The organism is Nisaea nitritireducens, from assembly GCF_014904795.1.
Classification (GTDB): Bacteria; Pseudomonadota; Alphaproteobacteria; order Thalassobaculales; family Thalassobaculaceae; genus Nisaea; species Nisaea nitritireducens.
Genome location: NZ_JACZFS010000016.1, coordinates 56,041 through 73,200, shown reverse-complemented (window position 1 = coordinate 73,200; position 17,160 = coordinate 56,041). Strand labels below are relative to the sequence as shown.

Below are 17,160 nucleotides of genomic sequence, written 5' to 3'. Positions count from 1 at the left end.
TCCAAACATCCCGGCGGCGTCAAACCGCCGTCCGAGTGATATGCGCCCACCCTGAGGAAATGCTCCCGTGAAGAATTCAAAGACCGTCCTTATCGACCGCCATCCGGGCCGTTCGGCCCAGACCATCGGGCTTGCCAATGCGCTCGGCACCGATCCGGAGCTGATCCACGAGCCGTCCGTCGGCGTGGTCGGCACCAAGGGGGACAGCCAGTGCTATCTCGGCGTGGCGGAGAAGGTGGAGGCGATCCACGAGGCGCTGAAGGGCCGGATCGGCCGGGAGGCGGGCAAGCTGCCGTTCCGTCTGGTGCAGCCGGAATTCACCATCGCCACCTCGGACGGGGTGCGTAACGGCACGCCGGAAATGCGCTACTCGCTGATCGGCCGCGAAGTCACCAACGACGCGCTGTGCGAGCATCTGGAAGCAACCGGCCTTGCCGGCACCATCGCCGTCGTCGCCTGCGACAAGCCGCCGGTCGGCACGCTGGCCGCGCTGCTGGAGCATAACCAGCCTGCCATCATCATGTCCGACGGGCCGATCCATCCGGGCAAGGACCCGGAGACGGGCGAGGCGCTCGATATCGTGTCGGCCTACCAGGTCGCCGGGAACCCGGACGCAGAATTCCGGCACCGGATCTCCTGCAATGCCTGCCCGGGCATGGGCAGCTGCGGCGGCATGTTCACCTACAACACGATGCAGACCTTCATCGGCGTCGTCGGCATGCAGCCGCTGCACATGGTGGCCCCGGCCTCCGACGATCCGCGCCGCCTGAAGGAATTCCCGGCCGAGCTGGTGCAGATTCTTTCCGAGATGATGAAGAACGACCTGAAACCGCGTGACATCGTGGTCCGGGACAGCCTGCGCAACGCGATGATCGTCGCTATGGCCATCGGCGGCTCCACCAACGTGACGCTGCACGCCCCGGAAATCGCCCGCGCCGCCGGGTTCGCCGATTTCTGGAAAGAGGTCATCACGCCGGAAGAGTTCAACCATCTGGCCGAGCATGTCGTGCCGGTGCTGACCGACGCCCGGCCCTACGGCAAATACTCGATGGTCGATATCGACGGCGTCGGCGGCGTGCAGGTGATCGTGCGCGAGCTGCTGGAAGCGGGCCTGTTGAACGGCGACGTGCTGACCTGCACCGGCGAGACGCTGGCCGAACAGGTGAAGCGGCTGGAGACCAGGAAGGTCGACGGCACGGTGATCTATCCGGTCGAGAAGCCGTACAAGCCGACCGGCGGCCTGCGGGTGCTCGGCGGCAATCTCTCCCCCGATTTCTCCGCCATCCTGAAGCTGGCGGGCGTCGAGGGCGGTCTCGACGACAACAAGTTCATCGGCAACGCCCGGGTGTTCGAGGGTGAGCCGGCCCTGCTGAAGGCGCTGGACGAGACGCCGGAGCGGTTCCAGAACAACGATATCATCATCATCCGCTATGCCGGCCCGAGCGGCGCGCCGGGCATGCCGGAAATGCTCGACCCGACCTCGCGCATCACCACGCTCTGCCGTGAGCGGGATATCGTCGTCGCCCTGATGACCGACGCCCGCTTCTCCGGCGGCTCGGTCGGTCTGGTGATCGGCCATGTCGGTCCCGAGGCGGCGCTCGGCGGCCCGATAGCACTGATCGAGGACGGGGACGAGATCATCGCCGACCTGACCACGAACGAGCTGATCTGCACCGCGCTGAACGATCCGGCGGTGATGACGGCGCGCAAGGCGGCCTGGGACAAGGTCGTGGCCGACAATGGCGGGGTGCATCCGCTCTGCGGCGTCGCCGATACCCGCCTGCTGCACCGCGCCCGCCACACGGCGGTCCCGGCGTCCCGCGGCGGCGGCCTGCACCCGAACCGCGAGGTCTGGGTCCGCGAGCAGCGCGAGGCGACACGCTCCGGCTTCGTGCCGAAAAACAAGTACCGCCCGGAGACCGTGAAAGCGTTCTGATCCGGACGGGTGTGAGAAGAGGAGGCCGGTGCATCGAGAGGTGCACCGGCCTTTTTCGTTTCGTGCGCAGTTCGCTCTCCCCCCCCCATCGTCATCCCGACGCAAGTCGGGATCCATAGCTCGGAGGGCAAGCCGCAACCATCCGGGCCAGATTTTCCGGTCTTGTTTCGCGTCACCACCGTGTGGATCCCGACTTGCGTCGGGATGACGGTGAGGGTGGGAGGGTGAAGGAGCGAAAGGACGAAGGGCCGGGGCCGGGGGAGCGTTGCTGCTATTCCAGCGCTTTGCGGCGTTCCTCGAATTCTTCCCGGTCAATCTCGCCCTTGGCGAACCGTTCGCGCAGGATCGCCAGCGCGCTGTCTTGCGCCCCGGCCGCGTCCGGTTTTGCCGTATGGCCTAAAGAGCGGAAGGCGTAAATCCCGGCGCCAACCAGGAAGATGATCAGGACCATCATCATGAACGGCCCCATGAACCAGCCGCTGCCCATCATGTGGTGATATCCGCCATAGCCCTCTCCGGCGTCCGCCATTGCTGCCGGGGCGGTAAGGGCGAGGGTGCTGAGGGCGGCGGTAGCCGTCGCCAGTAACAGGAAAGGCTGTTTCATCGCGAATTCCTCTGACCAATGGTGACTGGATTTCCATTCTGCTGCTTCCAGCCGGGGGAAGGTCAATGGGCGAAATGCGGGGTTTGTGTGCGCCTGGCCGTGAGCGCGACACCAGATCTCTTCCCCAAGGCCGTCATCCCTGCCTTCCACCTCGGTCATCCTTACCTTCCACCTGCGTCGGGATGACGATACTGGTGGGGTGGATGACGATCATGGGCGAGGAATGACGATCATGGGTGATGGACGCACACCAGAGCTCTTCCCCGCCACCTGAGCCGGTGCTAGCCTCGCTTTGTATACAAAAAAATCAGGGAGACTCTCATGGCCAAGCTCGGCCTGTTCATGATGCCGCTGCATCCGCCGTCGCGGGATTTCGCGGACGTGCTGGAAGAAAACCGCCAGCTTGTGATCCTCGCGGACAAGCTCGGCTACGCGGAAGCCTGGATGGGAGAGCATTACACCTCGACCGCCGAGCCGGTGACCTCACCGCTGCTGTTCAACGCCTCGCTGATCGCGGAGACGACGCAGATCACCTTCGGCTCCGGGGTGATCTCGTTACCGCAGCAGCATCCGGTTGTGGTCGCAGGGCATGCGGCTTTGTTCGACCATCTGGCGCGCGGCCGCTTCATCTTCGGGATCGGCTCCGGCGGTCTGTCGAGCGATTGGGAGATTTTCGACAATCTCGACCACAAGGCCCGGGCCATGGCCATGGTCGAGTCCATCGACCTGATCCAGAAGGTCTGGAGCGAGGATCCGCCCTGGAGCCACGAGGGCGAGCATTTCACGGCGCGGATCGAGGATCGGGTGTTGCCGGAAATGGGCATCGGCCGCTTTATCCGGCCTTTCCAGCAGCCGCATCCGCCAATCGCCGTTTCGGTACGCGGTGCCAATTCCATGACCGCCAATTTCGCGGGGCAACGTGGCTGGTGCATGTTGTCGGGCAACTTCGTCCCGGCGGCCGATATCGCCACCCACTGGCCGACCTATGCGGCGGGCGCGGAGAAGGCGGGGCGCAAGGCGGACCCGTCCGTCTGGCGCGTCGGCCGGTCCGTGCTGATCACCGACAGCGATGCCGAGGCGGAGGCAATGCTCGCCGATCCGGACGGGGTGTTCTCCTGGTACTACCAGTATCTCGGGGCGCAGGGGCGTCTTGCGAACGGCGATGCGCCTGCCTCCATCGATTGGGACGCGGTGAAGCGCGAGGCGATGGAGAAAGCGCGTGAATTCGTTATTGCCGGGACAGCGGAGACGGTGCTCGACCGGCTCATCGCCTTCCGGGACGAGATCGGCGATTTCGGCACCCTGATGCTGACCGGGCACGACATGGAAGGCACGCAGGCCATGTGGCACCGCTCCTTCACGCGGATGGCCGAGGATGTCTGGCCGAAGCTGAACGCCTATATGGAAAATAAACGTGGTGCCCAGGCCGCAGAGTAGGATGTGGCGGCGCGGGGGGGTATGATGCCTCGCCGGGACACGGTCCTGATCCAGATATTGGGCCGTTTCCCACCGTGCTTGTTAACCTTTAGGCCTTACTGAGACCGCGAAAGACAGGATCCCCGGATGGACGAAACGCCGAAAGACTGGAAGCCGCACATCGTCCAATGGGTGATCATGGCGCTTGCGGTCGTCGCCATCCTCTCTCTTTCCCGGCTTCTTCCGGGAACCGATACCCGCGTGGTGCGGAGCTACACGGACTTCAAGGCGCTGGTCGCCGAGGGTCAGGTGGAGAGCGTGCTGTTCCAGGGAGAACGGATCGAGGGACTTCTGCGGGCAGCGACGACTGGCCCGAGCGGTTCGACGACAGCTTTTGTCTCCTATGTCCCGCCGACCGGCGACCCTGAGCTGCTCGATGCCCTTCAGGAAGCGGGCGTAGAGGTTCAGTCCCGCCCGGCGGAAGAGGGGTCATGGCTCGTCAGCCTGTTGCCGTGGCTGCTGATCCTCGGGTTCTGGTTCTTCATGTGGTCACGTATGTCCGGAATGATGCCCGGCGGGCTCGGCGGCCGGGGGGGCGCCGGAGATTTCCTGCGTGGCCGGATGAAATCTGTCACCAAGGCCGAGACACCGAAGATCCGCTTCGCCGACGTTGCTGGGCAGGAGAACGCCAAGGCCGAGGTCTCCGAACTCCTGGAATTCCTGCGTGATGCCGAGCGTTATCAGCGGCTCGGCGCGGAAGTCCCGCACGGCATCCTGCTGCAGGGCCCCCCGGGTACCGGCAAGACCATGCTGGCCCGCGCGCTGGCGGGGGAGGCGGGCGTGCCGTTCTTCCATATGTCGGCCTCCGAATTCATCGAGATGTTTGTCGGTGTCGGGGCCTCCCGGGTCCGCACCCTGTTCGACGAAGCAAAGAAAGCGGCCCCGGCCATTATCTTTATCGACGAGCTCGACAGTGTCGGCCGGGTACGCGGTGCGGGGCTCGGCGGCGGGCATGACGAGCGCGAGCAGACCCTGAACCAGATCCTCGCCGAAATGGACGGTTTCGAGGGGCATGAAGCTGTGGTCGTTCTTGCTGCCACCAACCGGCCCGATGTGCTCGATCCTGCGCTGCTGCGGCCCGGCCGCTTTGACCGGCACGTGACGCTGGAACTCCCCGACCTGAAGGGCCGCGAGGCGATCCTGAAAGTGCATTGCCGCAACGTGCCGCTGGCCGAAAGTGTCGATCTGCATCTGGTCGCAACCGGAACGCCGGGCTTTTCCGGTGCCGACCTGAAAAATCTGGTCAACGAGGCTGCGATGGCGGCGGCGCGGGAGAGCCTGCTCAAGGTCGAGCCCCGGCATTTCGATGAAATGCGTGACCGCATCATCATGGGGGCTGTTCGTACGCTGGCCATCCATCCGGAGGAGCGGCACCGGCTTGCGGTACATGAGTCAGGGCACACGGCTGTCGCCTATTTCCTGCCCGGTGCGGATCCGCTGCACAAGGTGACGATCATCCCGCGCGGGCGTGCCCTCGGCGGTACCCATCAGTTGCCGGAGATCGAACGCCACACCCTGACGGAGGAATATCTGAACGACCGGCTGACGGTAATCCTCGGTGGCCGAGCCGCTGAACAGGTCTTCCTCGGCTCTGTCAGTTCCGGTGCCGATGAGGACATCCGCATGGCTACCCAGATCGCCCGCTCCATGGTTGGGCGCTGGGGCATGTCAGAGGAGGTCGGCCCGGTCGATGTGCGGGAGAGCGAGTCCCATCCTTTCCTCGGGCGCGAGATGGCGCAGCCGCGGCACTTCTCGGAGGCAACGGCTGCTGCAGCCGACGTTGCCGTCCGCCGGTATCTTGTGGCGGCGGAAGAGCGTGCGGTGAGCCTTCTCAAGGAGAACGAGCCGAAGGTTACGCGTCTGATCACGGATCTGGAAGAACGGGAAACCCTCGACCGCAATGAGATAGCAGTCTGTCTTGGGCCGAAGGAAGTCGCGGGTGGTGCCAAGGACGGGGTGAAACCAAAGGGGGCATCCCGGACAGGCGACACCCAAGGTGCCGACTAACAACCGGGCACCAGGGTAATGACACGCGTCGCGCGGGCAGCACATGAGTCGGCTGCCGAAAACCCGAACCGGTCAGCTGCGGAGACTCCGCATACGCTATCGCCGGAGCAGGTGCTTCGTGAGTATGACGTCGCCCTCGATAGCGGGTTGAACGATGCGGATGTCGGGCGACGGCGCCGGAGTGCAGGTCCGAACCGATTACGTGCGGCCAGGCGCAAAAACGTATGGGCTATTCTCGCAGCCCAGATCCGCAGCGTTGTCGTCTATCTGCTGATCGCCGCTGCAACACTTTCAGTCTTCCTTGGGCAGTGGGTCGAGGGGAGCGCCATCCTGGCGGTCCTTGTCATCAATTCGACAATCGGTTTCGTCACCGAATTGCGGGCAGTCCGCTCCATGGAAGCGCTGCGGCGCCTGTCGAAAGTACAGGCAAGGCTACGCCGCGCGGGCCGTACCATCACGGTTCCGGCAGAGGACATCGTGCCCGGAGACATTGTCGTTCTGGAGGCGGGCGACGTTATCCCGGCGGATCTCAGGCTGGTCGAGAATACCGGACTCCATATTGATGAATCGGCCCTGACAGGCGAGTCCGTGCCGGTGATCAAGGATGTTGAGCCGGTGCCACCCGATGCGCCGGTCGCCGACCGAAACTGCATGGCGTTCAAGGGGACCGCTGTTACCAGCGGTAACGGGCTTGGCATAACCGTCGCCACGGGTATGGCCACCGAACTCGGTCAAATTGCTGCTCTCGCGGACGATGCCGAAGCGCAGATGTCCCCGCTGGAGAAACGCCTCGACCGGCTGGGTGGGCAACTGGTCTTTGTTACCCTGGGGCTGACGGTGCTCATCGCCGTAACCGGTCTCTATGCCGGGCAGGACCTGGTGCCGATGGTCCATACGGCCATCGCCCTGGCGGTCGCCGCTGTTCCTGAGGGACTTCCTATCGTCGCCACTGTGGCACTGGCCCGCGGCATGTGGCGGATGGCCCGGAGAAACGCGCTGATAAAGGATCTGTCGGCGGTCGAGACGCTTGGCGCGACAACAATCATCCTGACCGACAAGACAGGCACATTGACCGAGAACCGGATGTCGGTCGTCCAATTCCAGCTCGAAGAGGGCGTGTTCGATGTTGCGCCTGGGGAGGATGGTGCCCCACCGACGATAAGTCTGCAGGGCGACCCGGTCGATATCCAGCCGGACCAACCGATCCACATGGCTCTGCGTGTTGGCGTCCTCTGTGGCAACGCGGAGCTTTCTGAAACCGCGAGCGATGCGCCGGGTGTTGGAGACCCGATGGAGACGGCCCTGCTGGTCGCTGGCCGCGCCGCCGACCTCGACCGGAGCGCACTGCTCGCGCTGATGCCGGAAGTGCATGAGGAGCCCTTCGCGACGGAAACAAGAATGATGGCCACGACCCATGCGGCGGGTGACGACTTCCTGGTCGCGATCAAGGGAGCGCCGGAGACGGTAATCGAACATTGCACTCAGGTTCTGACGGACGACGGTCCGGTGCTGATGGACGAGGAAAGCCGGAAGGTTTGGAGGCTCCGCAACGAGGCTATGACCGGCGATGGACTGCGGGTTCTTGCGCTCGCCATGAAGTCCGTCAGGAGCGCCACGGAACCACCTTACCAAGAGCTGACGCTGGTCGGTCTTGTCGGTCTGCTCGACCCGCCCCGCTCGGACGTTGCGGACGCGATTGCGGCCTGCCACTCCGCCGGTGTGCGTGTCGCGATGCTGACCGGAGATCACATCGGGACGGCAAAGGCGGTTGCCGCTCAGGTCGGGCTTGCCGATGAATCTGCCGCAGCCATGGGGCCGGATGAGCTTGAGAGCCTTGATGGCGGCACGAAGGATGATCACGCGCGGCTTCTGGCCACGTCAATTTTCGCCCGGGTCAGTCCCAAAAAGAAACTTGAGCTGGTCTCGCTCTATCAGCAGAGCGGCGCCGTTGTGGCGATGACGGGTGACGGCGTGAACGACGCACCTGCTCTGAAAAAGGCTGACATCGGGATTGCCATGGGGCGTCGCGGTACCGACGTTGCCCGTGAAGCGGCCGATATGGTGCTGACGGACGACGCTTTTCCGTCGATCGTGGAGGCAATGCGGCATGGCCGGATTATCTTCGCCAATATCCGCAAATTCGTCATTTATCTGATGTCCTGTAATCTGAGCGAGATCCTGGTCATTGGCGTGGCGACTCTCTGTGGCCTGCCACTTCCGTTGCTGCCGCTGCAGATCCTCTATCTCAATCTCGTGACGGACGTGTTCCCCGCCTTCGCACTCGGGGTTGGCGAGGGCAGTTCAAACATCATGCGCCGTCCGCCGCGCGATCCGAATGAACCGATCCTGGACGGTCAGCGTTGGCTCTCGGTCGCGCTGTTCGGCGTCCTGATCACAGTCGCCACACTCGGCGCTTTCGTTGTTGCGCTCCAGAGCCTTGATTATGCGCCGGAGGAGGCGGTGACCATCGCATTCCTGACGTTGGCTTTCGCCCAGCTTTGGCATGTCTTCAACATGCGGGGGCGTGGCACAGGCCTGATCCGGAATGAGGTTACGGCCAACCCGTATATCTGGGGGGCGTTGATACTGTGCACTGCATTGATTCTCGGAGCTGTCTTCCTGCCGGTTTTGTCATCAGTGATTGGGCTTCAGCCGCCTGGTGCTGAAGGTTGGGTGCTGAGCCTCGGCGCCAGCCTGATTCCCGTCGTTGTCGGGCAGACTGTCAGTGTGTTCACGAAATCTCGTTCGTGAGTTGGCGCTATCCCCGGTCTGCGCCATCGTTCAGGTCGTCATGATGTTCCGATGCTTGGGCGAGACCACCATGGTCGGCCTGTGGAGAGACCTTCACGCGGTTTCGTCCCTCCCGCTTGGCCTCATAAAGAGCCAGATCGGCCTGTTTGATTTGCTTGGTTATGTCGATCCCGGGACCGATAGCATGGGTAACGCCGACGCTGACCGTGAGTTTCACAGTGCTGGCATCCGGTAATACGAAGCTCTGACTTTCAATTCTGCGGCGGGCTCGTTCTGCCGCGACTATGGCGCCCTCAAGATCCGTATTCGGAAGAAGGGCGACAAATTCCTCTCCTCCCCACCTGCAAAAACTGTCGATTGACCGGAGCGTGTTGCGTGTCAGCTCAGCGAACTCACCCAGTATGAAATCTCCCGCATCGTGCCCGTATTGGTCATTCAGGGATTTAAAGCGGTCCAGATCGAAAAACAGGCAAGCCAGATTCATGCAGTGACGATTGGCGCGCTCACACTCCTTGACTGCGATTTCCATGAAGCTTCTGCGGTTCAGGTGCCCCGTCAAAGGGTCAAGTCGGGCCATCTCCGTTAGATCGTCGACCAGATCAATGCGCCAGCTGACATCCCGCAGGATCGCGGCAAAAACATCGCTGCTTCCATTATGAACGCGCACGATACCGGCGCCGAGTTTGATTTCGTGGCCATCGGAATGGCGGCCGACGATATAGCTTTGCCGGTCCCCCATAACCCTCGCATCCTGGCCGGTATTGAAGAAATTCTCGATGTCGATGTTGTGCCTGGTATGGAAGCGGGAGGGAATCAGCACATTAAGATCTTTGCCTACGATATCGTTTGACTCATAACCAAACATTTTTTCGGCAGAATGGTTAATAAAAATGATGTTTTTGTGAGTATCTATCGCAACGATTGCATCTGCTGTTTTGTCGATGATGTCGCGGTAAAAGACTTCATCAATTTTTGTGTGCGTTTTATTCTCTTTTTTCATGATGAATATATGGCCTTTCCCGAACTATAGGCTCTGTTTTTCATCTATACTGTATACAACCAAGAGGCAGGGCACTAAAATTTCCGACTATCCCGCTCTATGGAAAAATTTCAGGCTCTTCCACGTGTGTTTCTCCACAGGGGCTCTCAAGCAGACATTGATAGAGTCGCAGCTGCCGTAAGAATGATACTTACGGGGGAGACGATCCAGAGTGATCTGGCGTGATCCTCAAGCCTGTTGTGGTCGGGCTAAGGCAGCGGGAGGGGAAGATGCAGTCTGACGCGTTTCACGTAACGCTCGGGGCTTTGGCTGCCGCGCTGGACGGGACTGCAGATCCCTGGTGGATTTTCGGCGGTGCGGCTCTCGCGCTGCACGGTGTCGTGAGCGAGGATCCGAGAGACATCGACGTGCTCGTCTCGGAGGCGGATGCCGCGCGTCTTGCCCACGCATTGGACATCGGGAATGGCGCCGATGGTGGCACAGCGAAATTTCGGTCTTCCTGGTTTCTGAAGCCCGCGCTCGGTCCGGTGCCGGTTGAGGTGATGGCGGGGTTTGAGATCTTTTCGGCAGGTGCCTGGCATCCGGTTCGTCCCCGGAGCCGGGAGCGCAAGACAATCGGGGAGATTGCGCTTTTCGTTCCGTCGCAGGCTGAAATTGCTGAAATCCTCAGCCTCTCGGGCCGTCCCAAAGACCTCGCTCGGCTGGAGCTGTTGTGAGAGCTGTGTGATGGATGCGAGAAGCGGGACGAGGACAGTCTGGAATGCTATGTGAGGACATATCATTTGCGGCAGGACGCCCATTCGGCGCCGGCCTGTCCAACCGCTGAGGGAGATCATCATGAAAAAAGCTATCGTCACCGGACACAGCAAGGGGCTTGGCGCCGGCATTACCGCCGCACTGCTGGCGGAGGAGTATAATGTGCTGGGCCTTTCCCGCTCCGCTTTGCCGGGCTTTGAGCCGGGGCTGGAGCAGGTCGCGCTCGATCTTGGGGATGCTGACGCGCTTGCGGCCTGGCTGGATGGCGGGGAGCTGGAGAGCTTCCTGGAGGGAGCGGAAAGCGCATTACTGATCAACAATGCAGGGATCGTCGAACCGATCGCACCGCTTGGCCGGCAGGGGGCCGCAGAAATTGCCCGGGCCGTCACCGTAAATATCAGCGCCGCACTGGTGCTGGCGGATGCCTTCGCGGCGGCGAGCAGCAATATTGCCGACCGGCGGCTGGCGCATATCTCCAGCGGCGCCGGACGGCATGCCTATACCGGTTGGAGCGTCTATTGTGCGACCAAGGCGGCGCTCGACCAGCATGCGAACGGGGTGCGTGAGGATGCGCTGCCGGGGATGAAGATCGAGAGCCTGGCGCCTGGCGTGATCGATACCGGTATGCAGTCGACCATCCGCGGTAGCTCGGAAGAGGATTTTGCACTGCGCGCCCAGTTCGTCGAGCTGAAGGAGACCGGCGCGCTGGCCGATCCAGATGCGGTTGGCGCGAAGATCGCCGCGCACATGATCGGCGAAAAGTTCGGTGCGGAAACCGTCACCGATATTCGCTCGGTCTAGAAGCCGGATACGCTCTTTTGTCTGGGCGTTCCTGACGCTTGATGGGATGCCGGAGATTATGACGCCGGAGATGATAAGGAGACGTTTCCGGAACCGGCTCCGGGAGCCGTCTCGGTGCGCATTTCTATGCGAGAGCGTCGAAAATTAACGCTATCTCAAGGAATTGGAACATAGGTTCCGTACAGTTTGGGAGAGTGCACCGGTCGCGCGGGGGGCTCTGCGTATCCGTATGCCGGCTCGAGGTTAGTTTGACCGATCATGTTGCGTGATACCGTGCGTCTCTATCTGTTCGCCATCCGCGACTCTTTCATCACTCTGTTGCCCCTGACCTTTTTCCGGGTGCTGGCTGACCTGCTGCGATATCTGCCGGTGCCCGGCTATCACGCCGCCATGGCGGATCTCTTCGGTCCCCGCTGGCAAGCAGCGGTTGCGCTTGCGGTCGAGGCCTGTTTGGCAGCCTGGGGCGTCGGAACAGCCATTGCGGTTGCGGTGTTCGTTCATCGACGTTTGTCGCGCCGGACGGCTGACCGCGAACCGATGCAGTCGATTGCCGTGGGGTTCTCCGCACTGGTGAATTTCATGCTCTATATTTTCATCAGCGGCGACAGCCTGGCAGACGGATTCAGTTATGGCGCAATGCCGGCCTGCATCCTGATCGGACTTGGCACAGGCATTATTCTGCACGCGATGTCGCGATGGCAGATCTCCTGGTCGCACTATTTGACCTTCGATACCGATGTGGTCTTTTTCCAGGCGGTACGTTCGTGTCTGCCTGTCACCTCGGCGGCGCTCGCCACTCTGGTCACACTCGCTCTGGCGAAAGAAATGTCTGCCTGGCTGCCGGACCCGGTTCTGTTTTTTGAATCGATCCTCAGTTCCGGTATTTGGTCGTCCACCATTCTCGCCAGCCTGATAAACCAGATTACCTGGTTTTTCGGTGCGCATGGCACGCTGGTGCTGAGTTCCGTCGAGGGTTTGTTGTTTGCCCCCCTTGGTGAGGCCTACTCATCCGCCCGCGGATACCGGCCGCTATTTGATACCTTCATCTTGCTCGGCGGCTCCGGTTGTACGCTCGGATTGCTGTTTTCCATCATGCTGAGTGTGCGCGAAGGCGGCCAGGTCCGGGTCGCGCGGCTGGCCCTGATCCCGTCCCTGTTCAATATCAACGAGGTTGTTCTGTTCGGGCTTCCGGTGGTGCTAAACCCCTTATATTTGCTGCCTTTCATCGGCGTGCCGCTGCTTGCCACCCTGATTTCTGTCGGCGCAATCGAGGCCGGGATGATCTCGTTTGCCGACACCCGCGTGCCCTGGACCACACCGCCACTAATTTCCGGCTGGATGGTGACCGGATCCTGGCACGGCGCGGCGCTGCAATGCGTCTTGATCGGGCTCAGCACGTTCCTCTACCTGCCGTTCGTGCGAATGGCCGAACGCCAGCGCGCGGCGCGCCAGTCGGAGCTGGTGCAAAAAGCCGCATCAGCCATCATGGAAGAGAAGAAGCGCTCGCCGGTGATCCACAGGCAAGACGATACCGGCGTCATCGCGCGCGGCTTGCTCGGCGAACTGAAACAGGCCATCGCACGCGGCGATCTGGAGCTGCATTACCAGCCGAAGCTGGATGGACAGGAAACGGTGGTCGGCTTCGAGGCGCTGCTGCGCTGGACGCATCGACAGCACGGCCCGCTTTCTCCGATTCTGGCGGTGACGCTGGCAGAGGATGGCGACATGATCAACGAACTCGGTGCCTGGGTTATCGACGAGGCTTGTGCGTGCAAAGCCCGACTGAACGCGCTCGGTTATGAGGAATTGACCATGGCGTTCAACATTTCGCCGATGCAGCTCACCGATCCGGACTTGCCGAAAAGGGTCTCCCGGGCGCTGGAACGGAACGGACTCTCGCCGTGTGAGATCGAGCTGGAAGTTACCGAATCTCAAGCGATTCCGGACAATCAGCAGGTTGATGACGCCTTCCGCGGGCTGATGGAGATCGGCGTCCGCCTTGCCATGGATGATTTTGGCATGGGGTATTCCTCGCTGCTCTATCTCAGGCGCTTCGAGGTCGGTGCAATCAAGATAGATGGATCGCTCACACGCGATGTGCTGGTGAATGAAGCAAATGCCGACATCATCCGGAGCATTGCGGCGCTGGGTCAGAAGCGGGGCGTCGCTATCGTGGCGGAGTTCGTCGAAACGATCCCACAGCGGGATGCCTTGATCGCGCTTGGTTGTAGCCAGTTCCAGGGTTATCTCTTCAGCCGCCCGATTCCAGAGGCCGATTGCGTCAATTTTCTGAGAAAAGCATGAACGGACAGTGGCGGAGCCGCTAGGTTCATCGGGTGCTCCGGTGTCGGCCTCCAGGGCCCTGTAACCATTATTCACAATTCTTAACCGGGCTGACGGGCCGGGCTCCGTTAATGGGTTTCCGTTCTCTTGTCGCACGGATGACACCCATGAAAACCGAGTTCCTGTTCGCCACCCCGCTGATCGTGGTCAAGCCGTTCCGCCGTCAGGCCGACGTGGCTCGGCTGGCTGACACCATCCGGGCCCGGTCGCGCCAGGATGCGGGTGTCAGCCACAGCAATGACGGAGGCTGGCAGTCAGGCCACGATTTCCTGCAATGGGCTGGGGATGAGGGCGAGGCTCTGGCGCATGCTTTGCAGCAAGTCGCCAACAAGGCCTCGCTGGATTTCTCCACGGGTCAGCTCACACGTGATCCGCTGAAATGGAAAGTGACGGCCTGGGCCAATATCAACGGCAAGGGCATGGGAAACCATGCGCACTATCACCCGGGCGCCTTCTGGTCCGCCTGTTTTTATGCTGACGATGGCGGGATTGCCGGTGGTGAAACCTTGGGTGGGGCGCTCGAGTTCAACGATCCGCGCGGGGCCTTGCCCCTGATGTACGCACCACGCGTCAAAATGGGCATCAATGGCTGTACGGTGTGACCCGCTAAAACGGAGACGGCACACGGGTTTCGGTGGCGTTCAATCTCAGTCTCTGAGACCGGCTTCAGTCACCCGCCCGTGACGGGTGTTGATTCGGGCCGGGATGAAAGCGCCCGTATCCTCTTCTCCCATGATGACCACGCGACGCACCATTCTGGGCGGCATCGCCGCCGCCGGCGCCCTCGGCCTTGCGGCCCTGGCGCGCCCCACCCGGCCCGTGATGGCGGCAACCCGCCGATCCGGTCCGATTGTCCTGGAGCTCTTTACCAGTCAAGGCTGCTCGTCCTGTCCGCCGGCGGATGAACTGCTCGGCGAGTTGGCGAAAGAGCCGGACGTAATCGCGCTCGCCTACCATGTCGATTACTGGAACTACATCGGCTGGGAAGACCCGTTCTCCTCCAAGGAGATGAGCGACCGGCAGCGGCGCTATGGTCATGCGATGAAGCTCCGCACGATCTATACGCCGCAACTGGTCATCGACGGTGAGGCGGATCTGGTCGGCTCGCGTCGCTCAATCGTGTTGCAGGAACTGGAACGGCGACGGGCGCAGCGCGGTGGGCCCGGTCTTGCCGTCACGCTCAACCGGGACGGCGCGGATTTCGAGCTGCTGTTGGATGCGGAGCAGGGTGCCGACTATACGGACGCCGAGCTTTTTCTCGTCGGCAGCGACGACCGTCACGTGACTGAAGTCCCACGCGGGGAGAACCGGGGCCGTACGCTGGAGGACTTCGCCGTGGTCCGGTTCTATCGGTCGCTCGGCCACTGGGACGGCAAGGCGGATACACTCCGGATCCCGGGCAGCGCCGCCAGCATGCCCACTGACCGGCTATCGGTCCTCGTGCAGACGCCGGGAAATGGACCGATCCATGGTGCGGGATCGCTGGATCTTCATACTGCCTGATCAGGCCAGCAATGCGTCCTCGAAGGGAAACTGCGAGAGCAATTCGATCCCGGTTTTGGTGACCAGCACCTGCTGCTCCAGCTTGACGCCTTCGCCGCCGTTCTCTTTGCCGATGAAACTCTCGACGCAAAGAGTCATGCCGGGTTCGATCACTCCGTCATAACCGGCGTCCGGGAAGTCGGCGCGGTGGTAGAGATAGGGATATTCCCCGGTCATGCCGACACCGTGCGACGAGAGGTAATATCGGTTGGCGAAATATTTCTCGGGGATGTCCCAGGCCTGCTCTGAATAGTCCCGGAAGGTCATGCCCGGCTTGATGATCGCCATGTTGTGATGGATTTGCTCATGCGCGGTCTTGTAGAGCGTGCGCTGGGTTTCGCTCGGTTTATCCGGGCCGGAATGGAAGGTGCGGGAGAAATCGGCGTAATAGCCGTGGCAGCCGACCACATCCGTATCGAGTGCGATCAACTCGTTCTCGCCGATCACGCGCATGCCGGTCTCCTGGAACCAGGGATTGGTCCGGGGTCCGGAATTCAGCAGCCGCGTTTCCACATAATCCCCGTCCTGTTCGATGATCGCCTGATGCAGCACCGACCAGAGTGCGTTCTCGGTAAGGCCGGGGCGGATGGCCGCGCGCAGCCTGCCAACACCGATCTCCGTTGCGCGAAGGGACGCGCGGACGCATTTCATCTCTTCGGCTGATTTGATCGCCCGGGCCATTTCAACCGGTTCCTGTGCGTCGATGAGACGGAACCCCTCCGCCGCCAGTGCCGCCGCCGCACCTGCATTGACCCGCTCGATGCCGATGGTGGATTTATCGCCGACCAGCTCTTTCAGTGCCGCTGCGGTCTCGCGCGCCCATAATTTCTCCCGCTCAGCGATCTTCTCGCCAGCGGCGACGAAGCTCGCGGTGATAGCCGGCCGCACGTCCGTCAGGGTCTCCAGTCCGTCCGCCAGATGCATGGCGCCGGTGAACTCGTAGAGGATAGCGTCGTGCTCGGTCAGCAGCAGGTAGCGTCCGGTGTTGCGGGAGCTGAAGATCTGCATATTCCGGGCGCCGGTGGCGTAGCGGATATTGACCTGATCGAAAAGCAGACAGGCGGCAATGCCGCGCTTTTTCATCTCGGCCCGGACCCGGCCTAACCGGTACGCCCGGACAGCGACGAGATCGATGGGCTCAGCCGTATGTTCGGTGTCGAGCACAGCGAGGTTGGCCAGATCCGTGCGCTCTGCATGCCAGTCGATTTCCATGATCGCCCCCCGAATTGGCTATGAGCAGAATAAGTGTGCCGGATTGAACGGGCTGCCCTCACGGCGACTTTCCGTCCCTGATGCTTGTCGCTCGCTCAATAACAGACGTCATCCGCACGCAGGTGGGGACCCGGAAATCATAGAGCTATGCCCTTGATCCCTGGGTTCCCGCGTTCGCGGGAATGACGACCCAGGATAAGATTCAAGACTAAAGAGCGATGGGGTTTGCCAGTCCCTCGACGACTTCCGCACAAGGCTGGTCCAGCAGCAATTTCGGATCGACGATCAGCTTCGAGGATCGGTTGCCGCCGCCGAGGATGATCTCTTTCCGCGCCATCACGTCCGCATCGATCCAGAGCGGCAGATCCGCCGGAAGCCCCAGCGCCGTGACGCCGCCGATTTCCTGACCGGTCAGCTCCTTCGTCTCCTCCGCGCTGGCGAAGGACACCTTTCGGGCCTCCAGTTTCTTCCGCACCACCTTGTTCACGTCCAGCCGGTGCGTCGCCAGCACCACGCAGGCGGCGTATTTCAGATCGCCCGTCTTGGAGCGGACCAGAATCGTGTTCGCCGAATCTTCCGGTGCCTTGCCATAGCGTTCACAAAATACGGCCGTGTCGGCGAGCTCTGGATCGCACTCCATAATCTCGTAGGCATAAGGGGAGGCTTCGAGAATGGCGCGGATTTCGGGAAGGGTGTCGGACATCGGGAAGGGGGCCTCTTGGCTTCGTTAAC

At 61.9% G+C, this 17,160-nt stretch carries 13 protein-coding genes; 9 read left to right on the top strand and 4 right to left on the bottom strand.

The features are described 5' to 3' along the window. Positions 1 to 67 precede the first annotated feature (67 nt). A complete protein-coding gene (locus IG629_RS06025) occupies positions 68 to 1,936 on the top strand; it encodes a dihydroxy-acid dehydratase domain-containing protein (protein WP_193171068.1) in 1,869 nt (622 codons plus the stop codon). Between the two features lie 271 nt (positions 1,937 to 2,207). Here the strand turns inward: IG629_RS06025 and IG629_RS06020 are convergent, their stop codons facing one another. Further along, complete coding sequence (locus tag IG629_RS06020) at positions 2,208 to 2,699, bottom strand: SHOCT domain-containing protein (RefSeq protein WP_193171067.1); 492 nt, start codon at positions 2,697 to 2,699, stop codon at positions 2,208 to 2,210. Between the two features lie 162 nt (positions 2,700 to 2,861). Here IG629_RS06020 and IG629_RS06015 point away from each other — a divergent pair, with 162 nt between their 5' ends. The 3 genes from IG629_RS06015 (at position 2,862) to IG629_RS06005 (ending at position 8,774) form a co-directional block, all read left to right on the top strand. Beyond that, positions 2,862 to 3,977 carry an LLM class flavin-dependent oxidoreductase gene (locus IG629_RS06015; RefSeq protein WP_193171066.1) on the top strand — a complete coding sequence of 372 codons (1,116 nt, stop codon included), beginning with the start codon at positions 2,862 to 2,864 and terminating at the stop codon, positions 3,975 to 3,977. Between the two features lie 126 nt (positions 3,978 to 4,103). Further along, positions 4,104 to 6,023 carry an ATP-dependent zinc metalloprotease FtsH gene (ftsH, locus tag IG629_RS06010; protein WP_193171065.1) on the top strand — a complete coding sequence of 640 codons (1,920 nt, stop codon included), beginning with the start codon at positions 4,104 to 4,106 and terminating at the stop codon, positions 6,021 to 6,023. An 18-nt stretch (positions 6,024 to 6,041) separates the two neighbouring features. Next, positions 6,042 to 8,774, top strand: a complete 2,733-nt coding sequence (locus tag IG629_RS06005; protein ID WP_193171064.1) for a cation-translocating P-type ATPase — start codon at positions 6,042 to 6,044, stop codon at positions 8,772 to 8,774. A 7-nt stretch (positions 8,775 to 8,781) separates the two neighbouring features. Here IG629_RS06005 and IG629_RS06000 read toward each other — a convergent pair whose 3' ends face one another. Continuing rightward, positions 8,782 to 9,774: a sensor domain-containing diguanylate cyclase gene (locus IG629_RS06000; protein ID WP_193171063.1), complete on the bottom strand. Its 993-nt coding sequence runs from the start codon at positions 9,772 to 9,774 to the stop codon at positions 8,782 to 8,784. 269 nt (positions 9,775 to 10,043) lie between these two features. Between IG629_RS06000 and IG629_RS05995 the strand changes: the two genes are divergently transcribed. From IG629_RS05995 to IG629_RS05975, 5 genes are all read left to right on the top strand, one after another. Next, a complete protein-coding gene (locus tag IG629_RS05995; protein ID WP_193171062.1) occupies positions 10,044 to 10,490 on the top strand; it encodes a nucleotidyltransferase domain-containing protein in 447 nt (148 codons plus the stop codon). A 121-nt stretch (positions 10,491 to 10,611) separates the two neighbouring features. After that, on the top strand, positions 10,612 to 11,331 hold the full coding sequence (locus tag IG629_RS05990) for an SDR family NAD(P)-dependent oxidoreductase (RefSeq protein WP_193171061.1): 720 nt from the start codon (positions 10,612 to 10,614) through the stop codon (positions 11,329 to 11,331). 258 nt (positions 11,332 to 11,589) lie between these two features. After that, positions 11,590 to 13,635: an EAL domain-containing protein gene (locus IG629_RS05985; protein ID WP_193171060.1), complete on the top strand. Its 2,046-nt coding sequence runs from the start codon at positions 11,590 to 11,592 to the stop codon at positions 13,633 to 13,635. Positions 13,636 to 13,781: 146 nt separating this feature from the next. Then, a complete protein-coding gene (locus IG629_RS05980; protein WP_193171059.1) occupies positions 13,782 to 14,276 on the top strand; it encodes a putative 2OG-Fe(II) oxygenase in 495 nt (164 codons plus the stop codon). A 103-nt stretch (positions 14,277 to 14,379) separates the two neighbouring features. Continuing rightward, positions 14,380 to 15,177, top strand: a complete 798-nt coding sequence (locus tag IG629_RS05975; RefSeq protein ID WP_193171058.1) for a DUF1223 domain-containing protein — start codon at positions 14,380 to 14,382, stop codon at positions 15,175 to 15,177. Here IG629_RS05975 and IG629_RS05970 read toward each other — a convergent pair whose 3' ends face one another. Both IG629_RS05970 and IG629_RS05965 read right to left on the bottom strand, forming a co-directional pair. Continuing rightward, complete coding sequence (locus tag IG629_RS05970; protein ID WP_226886493.1) at positions 15,178 to 16,428, bottom strand: M24 family metallopeptidase; 1,251 nt, start codon at positions 16,426 to 16,428, stop codon at positions 15,178 to 15,180. It abuts the gene before it with no gap. A gap of 208 nt (positions 16,429 to 16,636) precedes the next feature. Continuing rightward, positions 16,637 to 17,131 (bottom strand): YbaK/EbsC family protein, encoded by a 495-nt coding sequence (locus tag IG629_RS05965; protein WP_193171057.1) that lies wholly within the window; start codon positions 17,129 to 17,131, stop codon positions 16,637 to 16,639. Between the last annotated feature and the right edge of the window lie 29 nt (positions 17,132 to 17,160).

Excerpts from the sequence above, each read along its gene's own strand:
- IG629_RS06020 (WP_193171067.1), bottom strand. The coding sequence starts at position 2,699 with ATGACCGAGGTGGAAGGCAGGGATGACGGCCTTGGGGAAGAGATCTGG.
- IG629_RS06015 (WP_193171066.1), top strand. The coding sequence starts at position 2,862 with ATGGCCAAGCTCGGCCTGTTCATGATGCCGCTGCATCCGCCGTCGCGG.
- ftsH (WP_193171065.1), top strand. The coding sequence starts at position 4,104 with ATGGACGAAACGCCGAAAGACTGGAAGCCGCACATCGTCCAATGGGTG.
- IG629_RS06005 (WP_193171064.1), top strand. The coding sequence starts at position 6,042 with ATGACACGCGTCGCGCGGGCAGCACATGAGTCGGCTGCCGAAAACCCG.
- IG629_RS06000 (WP_193171063.1), bottom strand. The coding sequence starts at position 9,774 with ATGAAAAAAGAGAATAAAACGCACACAAAAATTGATGAAGTCTTTTAC.
- IG629_RS05995 (WP_193171062.1), top strand. The coding sequence starts at position 10,044 with ATGCAGTCTGACGCGTTTCACGTAACGCTCGGGGCTTTGGCTGCCGCG.
- IG629_RS05990 (WP_193171061.1), top strand. The coding sequence starts at position 10,612 with ATGAAAAAAGCTATCGTCACCGGACACAGCAAGGGGCTTGGCGCCGGC.
- IG629_RS05985 (WP_193171060.1), top strand. The coding sequence starts at position 11,590 with ATGTTGCGTGATACCGTGCGTCTCTATCTGTTCGCCATCCGCGACTCT.
- IG629_RS05980 (WP_193171059.1), top strand. The coding sequence starts at position 13,782 with ATGAAAACCGAGTTCCTGTTCGCCACCCCGCTGATCGTGGTCAAGCCG.
- IG629_RS05975 (WP_193171058.1), top strand. The coding sequence starts at position 14,380 with ATGAAAGCGCCCGTATCCTCTTCTCCCATGATGACCACGCGACGCACC.
- IG629_RS05970 (WP_226886493.1), bottom strand. The coding sequence starts at position 16,428 with ATGGAAATCGACTGGCATGCAGAGCGCACGGATCTGGCCAACCTCGCT.
- IG629_RS05965 (WP_193171057.1), bottom strand. The coding sequence starts at position 17,131 with ATGTCCGACACCCTTCCCGAAATCCGCGCCATTCTCGAAGCCTCCCCT.